The 14,991-nt window shown below is 51.0% G+C and carries 20 protein-coding genes and 2 pseudogenes; 20 read left to right on the forward strand and 2 right to left on the reverse strand.

The genetic code is table 11. From position 1 onward, the window contains the following. A protein-coding gene (locus OGW13_RS05375; RefSeq protein WP_287115741.1) for an IS3 family transposase occupies positions 1-1,084 on the reverse strand; the annotation gives its coding sequence in 2 pieces (ribosomal slippage) (positions 1-847 and positions 847-1,084; 1,085 coding nt annotated over the 2 pieces). This gene is flagged as partial in the annotation. A gap of 67 nt (positions 1,085-1,151) precedes the next feature. On the opposite strand from OGW13_RS05375, the pseudogene OGW13_RS05380 reads away from it, so the two are divergent. Together OGW13_RS05380 and OGW13_RS05385 are read left to right on the forward strand one after the other, a co-directional pair. Continuing rightward, positions 1,152-1,280 (forward strand): annotated as a pseudogene (locus OGW13_RS05380) (glycoside hydrolase family 19 protein); the annotation flags it as partial. Between the two features lie 7 nt (positions 1,281-1,287). Then, the gene (locus OGW13_RS05385) at positions 1,288-1,563 is read left to right on the forward strand and encodes a DUF1328 domain-containing protein (protein ID WP_216526613.1); all 276 of its coding nucleotides are present in this window, start codon (positions 1,288-1,290) and stop codon (positions 1,561-1,563) included. 177 nt (positions 1,564-1,740) lie between these two features. Here the strand turns inward: OGW13_RS05385 and OGW13_RS05390 are convergent, their stop codons facing one another. Then, a complete protein-coding gene (locus tag OGW13_RS05390; protein WP_216526612.1) occupies positions 1,741-1,965 on the reverse strand; it encodes a hypothetical protein in 225 nt (74 codons plus the stop codon). 112 nt (positions 1,966-2,077) lie between these two features. Between OGW13_RS05390 and OGW13_RS05395 the strand changes: the two genes are divergently transcribed. The 18 genes and pseudogenes from OGW13_RS05395 (at position 2,078) to OGW13_RS05480 (ending at position 14,964) form a co-directional block, all read left to right on the forward strand. Further along, positions 2,078-2,428 carry an HNH endonuclease gene (locus OGW13_RS05395; protein WP_216526611.1) on the forward strand — a complete coding sequence of 117 codons (351 nt, stop codon included), beginning with the start codon at positions 2,078-2,080 and terminating at the stop codon, positions 2,426-2,428. A 130-nt stretch (positions 2,429-2,558) separates the two neighbouring features. Then, entirely contained in the window at positions 2,559-3,053 is a 495-nt protein-coding gene (locus tag OGW13_RS05400) for a phage terminase small subunit P27 family (RefSeq protein ID WP_216526610.1), read from the forward strand. Next, entirely contained in the window at positions 3,050-4,783 is a 1,734-nt protein-coding gene (locus tag OGW13_RS05405) for a terminase large subunit (RefSeq protein ID WP_287115778.1), read from the forward strand. The genes OGW13_RS05400 and OGW13_RS05405 overlap by 4 nt, the downstream gene beginning before the upstream one ends. A gap of 11 nt (positions 4,784-4,794) precedes the next feature. Continuing rightward, entirely contained in the window at positions 4,795-4,953 is a 159-nt protein-coding gene (locus OGW13_RS05410; protein ID WP_174349348.1) for a hypothetical protein, read from the forward strand. A 3-nt stretch (positions 4,954-4,956) separates the two neighbouring features. Beyond that, on the forward strand, positions 4,957-6,192 hold the full coding sequence (locus tag OGW13_RS05415; protein ID WP_287115779.1) for a phage portal protein: 1,236 nt from the start codon (positions 4,957-4,959) through the stop codon (positions 6,190-6,192). Then, a complete protein-coding gene (locus OGW13_RS05420; protein ID WP_127522985.1) occupies positions 6,179-6,844 on the forward strand; it encodes an HK97 family phage prohead protease in 666 nt (221 codons plus the stop codon). Before OGW13_RS05415 ends, OGW13_RS05420 begins: the two co-directional genes overlap by 14 nt. Positions 6,845-6,860: 16 nt before the next feature. After that, positions 6,861-8,069: a phage major capsid protein gene (locus OGW13_RS05425; RefSeq protein ID WP_216526685.1), complete on the forward strand. Its 1,209-nt coding sequence runs from the start codon at positions 6,861-6,863 to the stop codon at positions 8,067-8,069. A gap of 42 nt (positions 8,070-8,111) precedes the next feature. Then, entirely contained in the window at positions 8,112-8,360 is a 249-nt protein-coding gene (locus OGW13_RS05430) for a hypothetical protein (RefSeq protein WP_287115780.1), read from the forward strand. Between the two features lie 33 nt (positions 8,361-8,393). Beyond that, entirely contained in the window at positions 8,394-8,717 is a 324-nt protein-coding gene (locus OGW13_RS05435; RefSeq protein WP_158114733.1) for a head-tail connector protein, read from the forward strand. Further along, positions 8,714-9,127: a phage head closure protein gene (locus OGW13_RS05440; RefSeq protein ID WP_216526684.1), complete on the forward strand. Its 414-nt coding sequence runs from the start codon at positions 8,714-8,716 to the stop codon at positions 9,125-9,127. The genes OGW13_RS05435 and OGW13_RS05440 overlap by 4 nt, the downstream gene beginning before the upstream one ends. Then, a complete protein-coding gene (locus tag OGW13_RS05445) occupies positions 9,102-9,605 on the forward strand; it encodes a hypothetical protein (RefSeq protein ID WP_125339044.1) in 504 nt (167 codons plus the stop codon). Before OGW13_RS05440 ends, OGW13_RS05445 begins: the two co-directional genes overlap by 26 nt. Further along, positions 9,605-10,165, forward strand: coding sequence for a phage tail terminator protein (locus tag OGW13_RS05450; protein ID WP_125339043.1), 561 nt, complete (start codon positions 9,605-9,607; stop codon positions 10,163-10,165). Before OGW13_RS05445 ends, OGW13_RS05450 begins: the two co-directional genes overlap by 1 nt. 8 nt (positions 10,166-10,173) lie before the next feature. Next, the gene (locus OGW13_RS05455; RefSeq protein WP_072157998.1) at positions 10,174-10,338 is read left to right on the forward strand and encodes a DUF2635 domain-containing protein; all 165 of its coding nucleotides are present in this window, start codon (positions 10,174-10,176) and stop codon (positions 10,336-10,338) included. Then, positions 10,328-11,824 carry a phage tail sheath subtilisin-like domain-containing protein gene (locus OGW13_RS05460; protein WP_216526683.1) on the forward strand — a complete coding sequence of 499 codons (1,497 nt, stop codon included), beginning with the start codon at positions 10,328-10,330 and terminating at the stop codon, positions 11,822-11,824. Before OGW13_RS05455 ends, OGW13_RS05460 begins: the two co-directional genes overlap by 11 nt. Next, positions 11,824-12,180: a phage tail tube protein gene (locus OGW13_RS05465; RefSeq protein WP_046401748.1), complete on the forward strand. Its 357-nt coding sequence runs from the start codon at positions 11,824-11,826 to the stop codon at positions 12,178-12,180. Before OGW13_RS05460 ends, OGW13_RS05465 begins: the two co-directional genes overlap by 1 nt. Then, entirely contained in the window at positions 12,180-12,449 is a 270-nt protein-coding gene (locus OGW13_RS05470) for a phage tail assembly protein (RefSeq protein ID WP_216526682.1), read from the forward strand. Before OGW13_RS05465 ends, OGW13_RS05470 begins: the two co-directional genes overlap by 1 nt. Positions 12,450-12,590: 141 nt before the next feature. Further along, positions 12,591-14,294 (forward strand): annotated as a pseudogene (locus tag OGW13_RS05475) (phage tail tape measure protein); the annotation flags it as partial. 145 nt (positions 14,295-14,439) lie between these two features. Then, positions 14,440-14,964 carry a hypothetical protein gene (locus OGW13_RS05480; RefSeq protein ID WP_216526398.1) on the forward strand — a complete coding sequence of 175 codons (525 nt, stop codon included), beginning with the start codon at positions 14,440-14,442 and terminating at the stop codon, positions 14,962-14,964. Positions 14,965-14,991: the final 27 nt, after the last annotated feature.

A 14,991-nucleotide genomic window follows, 5' to 3' on the forward strand; every position in this document is an offset into this window, starting at 1 on the left:
GAACCATGCCGACGCTTACTGTTATAAAACATTTCGATGTAATCAAAAATATCGCTGCGGGCTTCTTCCCGCGTTCCGTAGATTTTTTTCTTTATCCGTTCACGTTTCAACAACTGGAAAAAGCTTTCTGCAACCGCATTATCATGGCAGTTACCGCGACGGCTCATGCTGCCCTCCAGGCCGTGTGATTTCAGGAACGACTGCCACTCATGGCTTGTGTACTGACTGCCCTGATCCGAATGAACCAGCACCTGTTTTTGGGGATTACGCCGCCATACAGCCATCAGCAGTGCGTTCAGGACAATGTCCTTTGTCATCCGGGATTGTATGGACCAGCCGATAATTTTGCGTGAGAACAGATCAACAACCACGGCAAGATACAGCCAGCCTTCGTGGGTCCTGATGTAGGTTATGTCCGTTACCCAACTCTCATCCGGAGCATCCGGATTGAACTGTCGCTGGAGCCTGTTGGGCGACACGATACTGGCCTCGCCTTTACGTGCCCGCGGGCTCCGGTATCCGACCTGAGCCTTTATCCCGACACGTTTCATCAGTCGCCAGACTCTGTTCACTCCGCACTGTTGCCCGCTGTCCCGCAGATCCAAATGGATTTTGCGATAACCATAGACGCATCCCGATTCCAGCCAGAACTGTTTAATCTGCCCTGTCAGCCTCAGGTCTGCCTGATGGCGTTGTGAATGCGGCTGCTGAAGCCAGGCGTAAAAACCACTGGGATGAACATCCAGCACCCGACAGAGCAGGCGAACAGGCCAGCAACAGGTGTTGTCACGGATAAAGGCGTACCTCAGTCGGACAGCTTTGCGAAGTACGCCGCGGCTTTTTTTAATATGTCCCGTTCGTCGGTAACCCGCTTCAGCTCTTTCTGGAGACGGCGGATCTCGGCCTGAGCATCTGACTCTTCTTTATTAGTGGAAGAATCTGGACCGTACTTCTTTATCCAGGCGTAAAGGCTGTGGGTGGTGATATCGAGACGTGTTGCAACGCTGGCAACAGAATAACCGCGATCAACAACCTGTTTGACTGCTTCAATTTTAAACTCTTCGGGATAACGCTTACCGCTCATGGGCACCTCTCTTTAAGCCATCTTAAATGACTCTGAGGTGTCTGTTAAACCCGTGGCGATTCAGTATTTCACGTTACGCGGTTGTCTCCTGCATTCGGGGGATGTGGAACGCGTCACGCAAATTATCAACGGTGGGCAGAACGGCATTAAAGACTGTCGTGAACGTTACGCCAAAGCAAAAACCGCCTTGGTGTGAGGTCACAATGAGCATCGAGATGATTTGCGGAATTATCTTTGCCGTTATAGCTGCCGTTGCTGGCGCATTTGGTTTCGGTCACTTGCGTGGAACCGGAAAAGCGCAAGCCAAAGTCGAGCTGCAGCGCACCAAAGAACATGCCGAAGCCACTGAAGCGGCTGCCGAGCACCGGGTTGAAGTAACAAAAGAGGCCAGCAATGTACAGCAGACTGTTAACCATATGCCTGATGACGATGTTGATCACGAGTTGCGGGAATCGTGGAAGCGTCCCGGTAGTAGTTGATACTGCCTGCGACTGGGTAAAGCCCATCTACCTGACTAGCCACGATATCGACGTTATGGATAAGCAGACGAAGCGAGATGTTTTAGCACACAACCGTTCCTGGAAGCTGAATTGTGTAAAACATTAGTCTAAATGGCAGGCATGCAGGGTTAATCAAGCAAGCCCGCCTCAAGCTAATTATTTGATATTTTTATTTAATAAAGTAGATGCGTGCTCCTTTGCTAGGGTGATCAGTTCTTCACCTTCCGTGTTGCCAGCATCAAGGCGCTTAAATGTTTCATCGAACGCATCCTGAACACTGCTTGTGACTGCGTTCAGTTGTTCCTCTGAAAGAGTCTTGATCAAGGCATCAATGATGAAGTCATGAGACAGATGACGAGCATTTGTTAATTTATCAAACATGTAACCTCCTTCTAAATGAGTCAATAGACATTGAGGTAATCGGATAAATCTCAATGCCAGGTGTCGGAAATATTTTAATTATCAGATTAACGTCATTTTTTTGGGAAACACAATGCCACCACGAACACCAAAAGCCTGTCGCGTTCGCGGCTGCCGCTCGACAACAACCGATCCGTCAGGATACTGCGAATCACATAAAGGCGAAGGATGGCGGCAATACAAGCCAGGACAATCAAGGCATCAGCGCGGTTATGGAACGAAGTGGGAAGTGATACAAGCCCGCATCCTGAAGCGTGATAGCGGTCTGTGTCAGAACCATCTCAGGCAGGGGATCGTCAAGCAGGCTTCCTGTGTCGACCACATCAAAGCGAAGGCTCACGGTGGCACGGATGATGACAGTAACCTCGAAAGCCTGTGCTGGTCGTGTCACGCAGCGAAGACCGCGCGTGAGCGACTTAAATGATAATGGTTATCATCTGTTGCCTGTCAGGGGAGGGGTAGGCTGAATCTCTGCGACCGCCTTCCTTCCGGACTGCCCGCCTCCCCGAATTTTTATACCCGCGAAAAATAAAATTTAACCAGGAGTGCCGCATATGGCTGGAACGGCAGGGCGTTCCGGGCGTCGCCCCAAGCCAACGGCGCGCAAGGAACTGGCCGGTAACCCCGGCAAGCGAGCCCTGAATAAAGAGGAACCGGTCTTTACGCCAATTAAAGGTGTAGCGCCGCCGGACTGGTTTACAGAAGACGATCTCCCGCTGGCTTCCGTCATGTGGGAACTGACCACAAAAGAGTTATGTGGACAAGGGCTGCTGTGCGTTACCGACCTGGCGGTTCTTGAGCGCTGGTGTGTGGCTTACGAATTCTGGCGCCGTGCCGTGAAGAAAATCGCGTCGGAAGGTAACACCATCGTCGGCGCGATGGGCGGCAGGATAAAGAACCCCGAGCTGACCGCCAAGAAAGAGCAGGAATCGGAGATGAGCTCCACCGGATCCATGCTTGGCCTTGACCCCAGTAGTCGCCAGCGTCTTATCGGCCTGGCCGGGCAGAAGAAAATCGCTAACCCATTCCTGAAGATGATCAACTCATGAGCCGGAAATCGTACCCTAACGTCAACGCCGCGAATCAATACGCCCGCAACGTTGTGCGGGGAAAGATACCCGCTTGCCAGTTTGTGCTTCAGGCTTGCCAGCGCCACATCGACGATATGGCTCAGGAGAAAAGCCGCAAATTCCGGTACCGCTTTGATAAGGACATGGCGGAGAAGGCCGCGAAGTTTATTCAATTGCTGCCGCATACCAAGGGCGAATGGGCGTTCAAACGGATGCCGATCACCCTGGAGCCGTGGCAACTTTTCATCATCTGCTGTGCCTTTGGCTGGGTGCAAAAGGGGACAAGGCTGCGCCGCTTTCGCGAGGTTTACACCGAGATCCCCCGTAAAAACGGTAAGTCGGCGATCTCCGCCGGCGTGGCGCTGTACTGCTTTACCTGTGACAACGAATTCGGCGCGGAGGTGTATTCCGGCGCCACGACTGAAAAACAGGCGTGGGAAGTGTTCCGTCCTGCACGGCTGATGTGCAAGCGGACTCCGCTGCTCGTTGAAGCGTTCGGCATCGAGGTGAATGCCTCCAACCTGAACCGGCCTGAGAACGGTGCGCGGTTCGAACCGCTGATTGGCAACCCGGGCGACGGCGCGTCGCCGCACTGCGCCATCGTCGACGAATACCACGAACACCAGACCGACTCGCTCTATACCACCATGCTGACCGGAATGGGCGCGCGTCGCCAGCCGCTGATGTGGGCGATCACCACCGCCGGTTACAACATTGAAGGTCCGTGCTACGACAAACGCCGCGAAGTGATCGAGATGCTTAACGGCTCGGTACCCAACGAGGAGCTGTTCGGCATTATCTACACGGTTGATGAAGGCGACGACTGGACGGATCCGAAGGTGCTGGAGAAGGCGAACCCGAATATGGGCGTCTCGGTGTACCGCGATTTTCTTCTCAGTCAGCAGCAGCGCGCGATTAACAATGCCCGGCAGGCGGGCGTTTTTAAAACCAAGCATCTGAATATCTGGGTGGCGGCGCGGGCGGCTTTCTATAACCTTGTGTCCTGGCAGAACTGCGAAGACAAAACGCTTACGCTCGAGCATTTCGAAGGGCAGCCCTGTGTGCTGGCATTCGACCTTGCACGCAAACTGGATATGAACAGCATGGCGAGGCTGTTCACCCGCGAGATTGATGGCAAAACGCATTATTACAGTGTGGCGCCACGCTTCTGGGTACCGTATGACACGGTTTACAGCGTGGAGAAAAACGAGGATCGCCGCACTGCTGAACGCTTTCAGAAATGGGTGGAGATGGGTTACCTCACCGTCACCGATGGCGCGGAGGTGGATTACCGCTACATCCTGGAGGAGGCCAAAGCAGCGAACAAACTGAACCCGGTCACCGAGTCACCGATTGATCCCTACGGAGCAACCGGGCTTTCTCATGACCTGGCTGATGAGCAGCTTAATCCCGTTACCATCATTCAGAACTACACCAACATGTCAGACCCGATGAAAGAGCTTGAAGCGGCGATCGAGTCCGGCAGGTTCCATCATGACGGCAACCCCATCATGAGCTGGTGTATTGCCAACGTGGTGGGGAAAAACATCCCCGGCAATGACGATGTGGTGAAGCCCATCAAAGAGCAGAACGAAAACAAAATCGACGGTGCAGTGGCGCTGATTATGGGTATTGGCCGTCTGATGCTCTATGAGAAAGTTGACACCCTTTCTGATCGCCTTGAAACACACGGAATACGTTCACTTTAACTGAGGCAATTATGATCCTGAATATTCTCACCCCAACTATCGGGGTGCTGGGAGCACTGTTGCTCTCTTATGGGGCATGGTTGGTGTATCCGCCTGCTGGTTTTATTGCTGGTGGTGGGCTGTGCCTTTTCTGGTCATGGCTGGTTTCCAAGTATCTGCTGAGGGGGTAACGAATGTTTTTCCCCGGATTATTCCAGAAAAGCGGAACTCCTGTTTCAACCCCAGCACAACTGGCAGAAATGGCAGGCTATTCGTACGACACCTACACAGGAAGGCGAGTCAGTTCACGCCGCGCGATGCACCTGACGGCTGTGTTTGGTTGCATCAGGGTGCTGGCAGAGTCGATGGGTATGCTTCCATGCAACCTGTTAAAAGTTACCGGTGACCGCAAAGAAAAGGCGGTTAATGAACGCCTTCACAAACTGCTATCGGTTCAGCCTAACGAGTACATGACCCCACAGGAGTTCTGGGAGCTGATTATCGTTTGTCTGTGTCTGCGCGGGAATTTCTACGCGTACAAGGTTTACGCTCTGGGAGAGGTTGTTGAGCTGCTTCCGCTCGATCCTGGCTCTGTAGTACCAAAATTAAACAGCAAGTGGGAGCCGGTTTACCAGGTTACGTTTCCGGATGGCACATCCGACATCCTTACCCAGGAGGAAATCTGGCACGTTCGAACCCTCACATTTGACGGGCTGGTTGGTCTGAATCCTATCGCATATGCCAGACAGGCGGTCGCTCTTGGACTGGCTACTGAAGAGCACGGTGCCCGCCTGTTCAGTAATGGCGCGGTTACATCAGGTGTATTGCAGACAGAACAGCAACTTACAGATCAGGCATTTGAACGACTGAAAAACGATTTTGAAGAGAAACATCAGGGACTGGGTAATGCTCACAAACCGATGATCCTTGAAATGGGGTTGCAGTGGAAACAAATGGCCTTATCCGCCGAAGACGCGCAGTTCCTTGAAACCAGAAAATTCCAGCTTGAGGAAATTTGTCGTCTCTACCGGGTACCGATGCACATGGTGCAGAACACTGACCGCGCGACATTCAACAACATCGAGAATCTGGGAATTGGGTTTATCAATTATTCACTGGTTCCCTACATGACCCGTATAGAACAGCGAATCAACGTCGGACTGGTGAAGAAGTCCAGGCGTGGGCAGTTTTTCGCAAAATTCAACGCTGGCGCGCTACTGCGCGGTGATATGAAATCTCGATTCGATGCGTATGCCACCGGCATCAACTGGGGCATGTTTTCACCAAATGACTGTCTGGAACTGGAGGATCGCAACCCCCGGCCAGGCGGAGACATCTATCTGACGCCAATGAACATGACAACTAAACCGTCCGACGGCAGCAAACAAAAATCAACCGAGGATCCACCACATGACGATGAACCCGTCTGAACGACCGTCAACAAAACAGCGACTTGATGTCCCGCTGAAACTGAAGTCTGTCAGTGAAACCGGCGAGTTTGAGGGCTACGGTTCGGTATTCGGCGTGAAGGACAGCTACGGCGATATTGTGGTTCCTGGTGCCTTCACAAAATCGCTACAGACGTGGAAAGAAAAGGGGCGGATGCCGGCACTTCTCTGGCAACACCAGACCGCTGAACCGATCGGTGTCTACACCGAAATGAAAGAGGATGATGTTGGCCTTTACGTTAAAGGGCGATTACTCATTGATGATGACCCGCTGGCGAAGCGCGCTCACGGACACATGAAGGCCGGTTCTATAACCGGCCTTTCTATTGGCTATTGGTTGAATGACTGGGAATACGACAAAACCAAAGAAGCATTTCTGTTGAAAGAGATCGACCTCTGGGAAGTCAGCCCCGTCACGTTCCCATCTAATGATGAGGCCCGCATCAGTGATGTGAAAAGCATGCTGGCACGTGGTGAAACACCATCACAAAAATGTATCGAACGAGTCCTGCGCGATGTTGGGCTCTCTCGCTCCCAGGCCAAAGCATTCATGGCCGGGGGCTATAGCGCAATCAGTCAGCGCGATGCTGATGTGACTGCTGGTCTGAATGCACTTAAATCACTGAATTTCTGAACCGGAGAAAAACAACATGGCAGTAGAACAAAAAGATGTAGAACAGGTTGCGCAGGAGCTACAGGCTAAGTTTGATGCGTTCAAAGAAAAGAACGATAAGCGGCTGGAGGCTGTTGAGCAAGAAAAGGGCAAACTTGCCGGTGAGGTTGAAACCTTAAACAGTAAGTTATCTGAACTGGACGAACTTAAATCTGCTCTGGAAGAAGAACTGAAGCAGGTAAAACGTCCTGCTGGTGGACCTCAGAGCAAGGCCGCAAGTGAACACAAAACGGCATTTCTCGATTTTATGCGTAAGGGTAAAGATGATGGCCTTCGCGATCTGGAGCGTAAAGCTCTACAGGTCGGCGTCGATGAAGACGGTGGTTATGCCGTACCGGAAGAACTTGATCGCACTATCCTGGATCTGCTGAAAGATGAAGTGGTGATGCGCCAGGAAGCGACGACCATCACCGTTGGCGGCGCAAACTATAAAAAACTGGTTAACCTTGGCGGTACTGCGTCTGGCTGGGTTGGTGAAACGGATGCTCGTCCGGCTACGGATGCCTCCAAACCCGGTCAGATTGAGCCATTCATGGGTGAAATATACGGTAATCCCCAGGCAACCCAGACGATGTTGGATGATGCCTTCTTCAACGTTGAGGACTGGATCAACAGAGAGCTGGCGGTTGAGTTTTCGGAACAGGAAGAAATTGCCTTCACCAACGGCAATGGGACAAAGAAACCCAAAGGTTTCCTGGCATATGCTTCTTCCCTGGATGACGATAAAACCCGTGCATTTGGCACACTGCAGCACATCCTGTCAGGTGCGGCGGCTGGTGTGACGGCTGATGCGATCATCAAACTTGTTTATACCCTGCGTAAGGTACACCGTAATGGGGCTAAGTTCATGATGAACAACAATAGCCTGTTTGCGGTTCGTATCCTGAAGGACTCGGAAGGTAACTATCTCTGGCGCCCAGGGCTTGAGTTGGGGCAGCCTTCCTCTCTGGTAGGATATGGCGTTGCCGAGAATGAGCAAATGCCTGATATTGCTGCTGACGCTAAAGCTATTGCGTTTGGTAACTTTAAACGTGGCTATACGATCGTTGATCGTATCGGTACCCGCATCCTTCGTGACCCGTATACCAATAAGCCATTTGTTGGTTTCTACACCACTAAACGCACCGGCGGTATGCTGGCCGATTCTCAGGCTATCAAGCTCCTACAGATTGGTGCTGGCGCATAACCTAAAAGGGGCGTATGCCCCTTTCTTAGTAGAGTAATCATCATGGTTAAATTATTACAAACTTTGAAATGGTCCCCTGACGGATGCCATGTTGAAACCATTTCTGCCGGAGAACATCAGGAACTTCCACCTCGCGCTGTAGAGATTGCTTTGCAACTCGGCATTCTTGACCAGAGTGGCGTGGGGCAAAAAAATATTGAGCAGCCAGAGCAGCCAGAGCAGCCAGAGCAGCCAGAGCAGCCAGAGCAGCCAGAGCAGCCAGAGCAGCCAGGCAAGAAAGCGAAAAAATAACCCGCATTGCGGGTTTTTTTATGGGTGATGCCAATGCTTGTAGGAATAGATGAAATCAAGAAACAACTGCGTCTTGAACCTGATTATACAGAGGAAGATGAATATCTGACTCTTATTGGAGAAGCAGCTGAGAGCAGGACTGAAACATACCTCAACCGGAAAATTTATTCTCAGGAAATAACGATCCCTGAGACCGATCCTGATGGAATAACGTTAACAAAAGATATTCGTCTGGGGATTCTGTTTCTTATCACCCATTTTTATGAAAACCGCTCAGCTGTCAGTGAGGTAGAAATGGTTGAACTTCCATTAACCTACACCTGGCTCGTTGGGCCGCACAGGTTTTATCCACGATGAAAATCCGGCAAGCGCAGACCAGCGCAACTTATCTGCTGCCAGACCCCGGGGAACTTGATAAACGGGTTCTTATCCGTCAGCGGGTTGACTCACCTTCTGATGACCTTGGCACAATGCCGGTTTACCCCATTTCGTATAAAGCGTGGGCGAAGGTGGTACAGACCAGCGCGACCACATACCAGGAGACAGCCCAGACGGATAATGCCATCACTCACTACATCACTTTGCGTTATCGCCAGGGGATTACCAGCGATTTTGAGGTGGTGCACGGGGATGAGGTTTATCGCGTTAAGCGGGCTCGGGACCTGAACAGCAAGCGGCGGTTTCTGTTGCTTGAATGCACTGTACTGGGCGCGGAGCCAGCATCAACCGGAGGGAGCGGTAATGGCACAACCATTTTTACACGTTGATTTTCAGCAACCAAAGGAAATGCGCTTCAACCGTGCGCGGGTGCGGCGGGCGTTTGTCCATATCGGGCAGAGGCACATGCGTGATGCGCGCCGGCTGGTAATGCGCCGTGGGCGATCAGAAGGTGGTGAAAACCCTGGTTACCAGACTGGTCGACTGGCGAAATCCATCGGCTATATGGTGCCAAAAGCAAGCGGGCGACGCCCGGGGTTTATGACCCGTATTGCACCAAACCAGCGAAACGGGCAGGGTAACAGAATGATCGCCGGTGACTTTTACCCGGCGTTTCTTTTCTACGGTGTTCGTGGCGGTGCACGTCGTCAGCGTAGTCACCATCGTGGAGCGTCTGGCGGTAGCGGCTGGCGTCTTGCTCCGCGTAATAACTTCATGGTTGAGACACTGCAAAAAAACAGTCCGTGGACGCGGTACTACCTTGCCCGTGAGTTGCGTCAGTCACTCAAACCGGAGAAACGCCGCTGATGAAACTCTCACCCATCATTGCAACACTACGGGCAAACTGCCCCGTTTTTGAGAACCGTGTAGCCGGTGCTGCTCAGTTTAAAGATCTGCCTGAAATCGGCAAAATGCGACTCCCTGCGGCATATGTTGTTCCCGGTGATGATTCCCCCGGAGAGCAAAAAAGCCAGACAGATTACTGGCAGGATCTTACCGAGAGTTTCTCGGTGATTGTTTTTGTCAGTAATGGCCGGGATGAGCGAGGGCAGTTCGCATCATATGATGTGGTCCACGACATCCGGCAGGTGTTGTTCAAAGCACTTCTCGGATGGAATCCGGAGGAGCGTGGAAACCCTGTCACCTATGCTGGTGGAACATTGCTGGATGTGAATCGCCACGAACTCAGCTATCAGTTCGATTTCACTGTTGAGAATGAGTTGACTGAGGATGATACGCGTCAACAGGATGAGCTTAATAGCCTTGATGAATTCAGAACGCTTTCCATTGATGTGGACTTTATTGATCCGGGGAGTGGTCCTGATGGCGATATTGAGCTTCACACTGAAATAAATCTCCCTTCCTGAGAGGCCATATGTTTGTAAAACCCGCAAAAGGGCGGTCAGTTCCTGACCCTGCCCGAGGCGACCTTTTGCCCTCTGAAGGGCGAAATGTTGAAGAGAATAACTACTGGCTGCGGCGCGTCGCGGCTGGTGATGTTCGGCGCGTTAATAAAAAGGTGAAAGCCAATGACGATTAGTATGAACACCATCCCATCGAGCACGCTGGTACCGCTGTTTTATGCGGAAATGGATAGCTCGGCGGCGAATACCACCCAGGATTCCGGTCCTGCTCTTTTGATCGGCTACGCCAATGCGGACGCGACGATTGAGAAGGAAAGTCTGATCCTGATGCCTTCTAAAGATTATGCGCGTCAGATTTGTGGTCCGGGTAGCCAGCTAGCCCGCATGGTTACCGCATACCGCGAAACCGATCCGTTTGGTGAGTTGTACATTATTGCGGTACCGGAAGCCACGGGTGCTGCCGCGACTGTAACGATTACAGTGACAGGTGCCGCGACGGAAACCGGTACAGTGAATCTGTATATCGGACGCACCCGTGTACAGGCTGCTGTCATCAATGGGGATGATGTTGCCGCCGTTGCTACTGCGATCAGTGCAGTAATCAATGCCAATGCCGACCTTCCGTTTACCTCTGCTGCGGCCGCTGGCGTGGTCACACTGACCGCTCGCCATAAAGGTTTGTGCGGTAATGAAATTCCGGTATCACTGAATTATTACGGTTTTGGTGGTGGTGAGGTGCTTCCGGCAGGTATTCAGATTGCAGTGGCCTCTGGTACGGCAGGAACCGGTGCGCCGGTACTTACTGGAACGATCGCGGCGATGGCCGATGAACCGTTTGACTATATCGGTCATCCTTTCAATGATGCGGCTTCTGTGAACACGCTGTCGAACGAAATGAACGATACCAGCGGTCGCTGGAGTTATGCTCGCCAGTTATATGGCCATGTGTACACAGCCAAACTGGGGACGCTTTCCGAGCTGGTTACCGCCGGAGATATGTTCAATCTTCAGCATATTACCCTGTCCGGTTACGAGAAGGAGACCCAGACGCCTGCCGATGAACTGGCGGCAAGTCGCACCGCTCGTGCTGCGGTATTCATCCGTAATGACCCAGCACGACCGACACAGACCGGGGAGCTGGTTGGTATGTTGCCAGCCAAGAAGGGCAAGCGCTTTACCATGACAGAGCAGCAGTCTCTTTTGTCGCATGGTGTCGCTACCGCATATGTTGAAAGCGGCATTCTGCGCGTTCAGCGCGACGTCACCACGTATAAGAAAAACGCGTACGGTTCTGCGGATAACAGTTATCTTGACAGTGAAACCCTGCATACCAGCGCATACGTTCTGCGCCGCCTCAAGTCAGTGATTACCAGTAAATATGGCCGTCATAAACTGGCGAACGACGGTACCCGTTTTGGCCCCGGTCAGGCAATTGTGACGCCGTCGGTCATCAAAGGTGAGTTACTGGCAACGTATCGCCAGCTGGAACGCGCGGGCATCGTTGAAAATTATGAGCTCTTCAAGAAGTACCTGATTGTTGAGCGTGATGCTAATGATCCGAACCGCCTGAACACGCTGTTCCCACCTGATTATGTCAACCAGTTGCGCGTCTTCGCAGTGGTTAACCAGTTCCGTCTTCAGTATCCAGAGGAGGCCGCATAATGGCGAAGATTGGTGGTACCTGTTATTTCAAAGTAGACGGTCAGCAGCTATCAATGACCGGCGGCATTGAGGTGCCGATGAACACGAAGGTCAATGATGATGTCATTGGGCTGGATGGTTCAGTGGATCGCAAAGAAACGCACCGCGCACCTTATGTTAAGGGTACTTACAAGGTACCGAAGGATTTTCCCGTCAGCAAAATTACAACAGCAGATCAGATGACTATTACCGCCGAACTGGCGAATGGTCAGGTCTATGTTCTGTCGTCTGCCTGGCTGCATGGAGAAGCAAACCATAATGCTGAAGAAGGCACGGTGGATCTTGAATTTCACGGTGAAGAAGGAGATTACCAGTAATGCAGGAACTTGAATTAAATCACCCGATCACTGCACATGGCGAATCGCTCAGTGTCCTGGAATTTAACGAGCCGACGGGGAAAGATGTCCGCGAGTTGGGTTATCCCTATCAGATGAACCAGGACGAATCAATCAAACTCCAGGCGCACATCATTGCGAAATACATTGTCAGGCTGGCAAATGTGCCGCTAAGCGCTGTTGACCAGATGTCCCCTGGTGATCTAAATGCTGCTGGTTGGCTGGTGGCTGGTTTTTTCCTCCAGGGCTGACGGCGGAATATCTCACTGATCGCTATTTTGACTGCGCCAGTTACTGGCGCATTAACCCTTTTGAATTACTGAACAAGCCAATCAGTGAGATTCCTTTACTGGTCAGCCAGGCAAACAGGATAGAAGAGGAGAAGCGGATCAATGGCTGAGTTTGAACTAAAAGCGCTCATCACCGGTGTCGATAAGCTTTCTCCAGCGCTTTCTCGGATGCAAAAAAACATCCGTGGTTTTAAACGCCAGGCAGAGGCAAGTTCTAAAGGCGGGCTTGGGATGGCCGCAGGGCTTGCTGCTGGTCTAACACTGTCGCTGAAGACATACGCCGATCAGGAAAATGCTGCTACGGGCCTTAAGGTTGCCATGATGCAGGCAAATGGGGAGGTCGGGAAAAGCTTCGAAAGCATCAATAAATTGGCAGTCGGGCTGGGTAACCAGTTGCCGGGTACAACGGCAGACTTTCAGAACATGATGCAGATGCTGGTGCGCCAGGGTATTCCTGCAGAAAATATCCTCGGCGGGGTGGGTAAAGCCACGGCTTACCTGGCTGTTCAGTTGAAGAAAACACCTGAGGCTGCGGCTGAGTTCGCGGCAAAGATGCAGGATGCAACTGGCACAGCCTCAGATGACATGATGGGGTTATTTGATACGATCCAGAAAGCCTTTTACCTGGGCGTCGACGATACCAATATGTTGTCGTTTTTTACAAAAACCAGCTCCGTACTTCAGATGGTAAATAAGGATGGGCTAAAAGCAGCGCAAGGCCTGGCTCCGATCAGCGTAATGATGGATCAGATGGGCATGCAGGGCGAGTCGGCAGGTAATGCCGTGCGCAAAGTCATTCAGGCTGGCCTCAGTGAAAAAAAGGTCAATGATGTAAATAAGGTGCTGGCGCGTCAGAAGCTGGGCATTAACCTCGACTTTACCGACGGCAAAGGCAGTTTTGGCGGTCTGGATAATTTGTTCACTCAACTGGCCAAGCTCAAAAGCCTGTCAGACGTGAAACGAACCGGGGTAATGAAAGCATTGTTCGGTGATGATGCTGAAACACTGCAGGTCGTCAACGCACTGATCGACAAAGGCAAAGATGGGTACGATCAGGTTCAACAAAAAATGAATCGTCAGGCCAACCTGAATAGCCGTGTTCAGGCTCAGCTCGGAACATTAACCAACCTCTGGGAGGCAATGACCGGCATAGCAACCAACGGTCTCGCAGCAATTGGTGGTGCGTTTTCAGGTGATGCGAAAAATATAACCATGTGGCTTGGTGAGCTTGGCGAACGCTTCACGAAGTTTGCCGATGAAAATCCGCGAGTTATAAGGGGGGCATTTGGGCTGGCTGCCGGGTTGACTGTCTTAAAATTGGGGTTTATGGGGGTGGGCGGCGCAATCGGTATTGTGAGCCGGGTATTATCCATGTCTCCAATCGGTATGATTGCTACTGGCATTGCCATGGCTGCTGGTTTAATTATTTCTAACTGGGATGTCATTGGGCCATATTTTGAAAAGCTATGGGATACGGTTGGCCCTTATTTTGAAACTGGATGGGGAATACTCAAAAAAGTATTCGACTGGTCTCCGCTGGGGCTCATCATTAACAACTGGGGACCAATCGTGAAATGGTTCCAAGATATGTGGGATAAGCTTAAGCCGATTATCGAGTGGTTTACTGATGGTGCCAGTGATACGGTCGCTGCCGCAAACGCTGCGCAGTGGGGAGCAGGTGGTTACGGTGCGTATGGTACAGGAGTGGCTAGTTCAGGATATAACCCTTATCAGATCAAACAGGGAACGGCGACTCAACCGCAAGGAACCGTTACTGTTCAGTTCGAGAATGCACCACCTGGAATGAAGGTTACTGACACTCATGCTTCTGGAATTGATGTAAATCACGATGTTGGGTATACCAGAATTGGAAGAACTGGAATGGGTGGGTAAATAAAGGTATTGTAATGCCCGCGTCATTACACATTCTTTAAAAGTAAAAGAGTCCAACATGAAAAATGCAATTATTGCAAGTGTAATACTTGGCATATCTATAGTGTTCTCATCTCTGGTGATTTCAGATAATATTTCATTTAAGGATGAACATATCATCTCTCTATCGGGTGGTGCTATAAAACTTGGTGATATATACAAAGAGAAAAAATTAGTTAGTGCTAAGTTGTATTTCAAGGAAGGAGAGCAGGTTTTAATTTCTGAGGGAAACCCAGATGAGTTCTCGATCGAATTAAATGAAAAACTCCAAAGCCTTCTCAAGGAGCTTAACGCAGGTAAATCTAAGAATGAGGATAAACTCACACTTGAAAACCTTAGCGTTATTGATGATGCGAGACTTGAGGTTGTATCTGCAGTGAGATATACCAGTGAGTATCAGCCTATGTTTACTTTAACATTAGAGACAAAAGAAATTCCTGTGGAGAAAGGAAGTAACATTAATTCATTTGTCACAGAGAAGCTTAAAGCTTTTATTGAAAGCCAGCAACAGGCCTACACACGCTCGCTTTACTTACAAAAATAATAATTTCTAAATCTAATGAACCCGCCA

It is taken from the genome of Citrobacter sp. Ca225, assembly GCF_030337175.1.
In the GTDB taxonomy this organism is placed as follows: Bacteria; Pseudomonadota; Gammaproteobacteria; order Enterobacterales; family Enterobacteriaceae; genus Citrobacter_A; species Citrobacter_A amalonaticus.

Excerpts from the sequence above, each read along its gene's own strand:
- OGW13_RS05385 (WP_216526613.1), top strand. The coding sequence starts at position 1,288 with ATGAGCATCGAGATGATTTGCGGAATTATCTTTGCCGTTATAGCTGCC.
- OGW13_RS05390 (WP_216526612.1), bottom strand. The coding sequence starts at position 1,965 with ATGTTTGATAAATTAACAAATGCTCGTCATCTGTCTCATGACTTCATC.
- OGW13_RS05395 (WP_216526611.1), top strand. The coding sequence starts at position 2,078 with ATGCCACCACGAACACCAAAAGCCTGTCGCGTTCGCGGCTGCCGCTCG.
- OGW13_RS05400 (WP_216526610.1), top strand. The coding sequence starts at position 2,559 with ATGGCTGGAACGGCAGGGCGTTCCGGGCGTCGCCCCAAGCCAACGGCG.
- OGW13_RS05405 (WP_287115778.1), top strand. The coding sequence starts at position 3,050 with ATGAGCCGGAAATCGTACCCTAACGTCAACGCCGCGAATCAATACGCC.
- OGW13_RS05410 (WP_174349348.1), top strand. The coding sequence starts at position 4,795 with ATGATCCTGAATATTCTCACCCCAACTATCGGGGTGCTGGGAGCACTG.
- OGW13_RS05415 (WP_287115779.1), top strand. The coding sequence starts at position 4,957 with ATGTTTTTCCCCGGATTATTCCAGAAAAGCGGAACTCCTGTTTCAACC.
- OGW13_RS05420 (WP_127522985.1), top strand. The coding sequence starts at position 6,179 with ATGAACCCGTCTGAACGACCGTCAACAAAACAGCGACTTGATGTCCCG.
- OGW13_RS05425 (WP_216526685.1), top strand. The coding sequence starts at position 6,861 with ATGGCAGTAGAACAAAAAGATGTAGAACAGGTTGCGCAGGAGCTACAG.
- OGW13_RS05430 (WP_287115780.1), top strand. The coding sequence starts at position 8,112 with ATGGTTAAATTATTACAAACTTTGAAATGGTCCCCTGACGGATGCCAT.
- OGW13_RS05435 (WP_158114733.1), top strand. The coding sequence starts at position 8,394 with ATGCTTGTAGGAATAGATGAAATCAAGAAACAACTGCGTCTTGAACCT.
- OGW13_RS05440 (WP_216526684.1), top strand. The coding sequence starts at position 8,714 with ATGAAAATCCGGCAAGCGCAGACCAGCGCAACTTATCTGCTGCCAGAC.
- OGW13_RS05445 (WP_125339044.1), top strand. The coding sequence starts at position 9,102 with ATGGCACAACCATTTTTACACGTTGATTTTCAGCAACCAAAGGAAATG.
- OGW13_RS05450 (WP_125339043.1), top strand. The coding sequence starts at position 9,605 with ATGAAACTCTCACCCATCATTGCAACACTACGGGCAAACTGCCCCGTT.
- OGW13_RS05455 (WP_072157998.1), top strand. The coding sequence starts at position 10,174 with ATGTTTGTAAAACCCGCAAAAGGGCGGTCAGTTCCTGACCCTGCCCGA.
- OGW13_RS05460 (WP_216526683.1), top strand. The coding sequence starts at position 10,328 with ATGACGATTAGTATGAACACCATCCCATCGAGCACGCTGGTACCGCTG.
- OGW13_RS05465 (WP_046401748.1), top strand. The coding sequence starts at position 11,824 with ATGGCGAAGATTGGTGGTACCTGTTATTTCAAAGTAGACGGTCAGCAG.
- OGW13_RS05470 (WP_216526682.1), top strand. The coding sequence starts at position 12,180 with ATGCAGGAACTTGAATTAAATCACCCGATCACTGCACATGGCGAATCG.
- OGW13_RS05480 (WP_216526398.1), top strand. The coding sequence starts at position 14,440 with ATGAAAAATGCAATTATTGCAAGTGTAATACTTGGCATATCTATAGTG.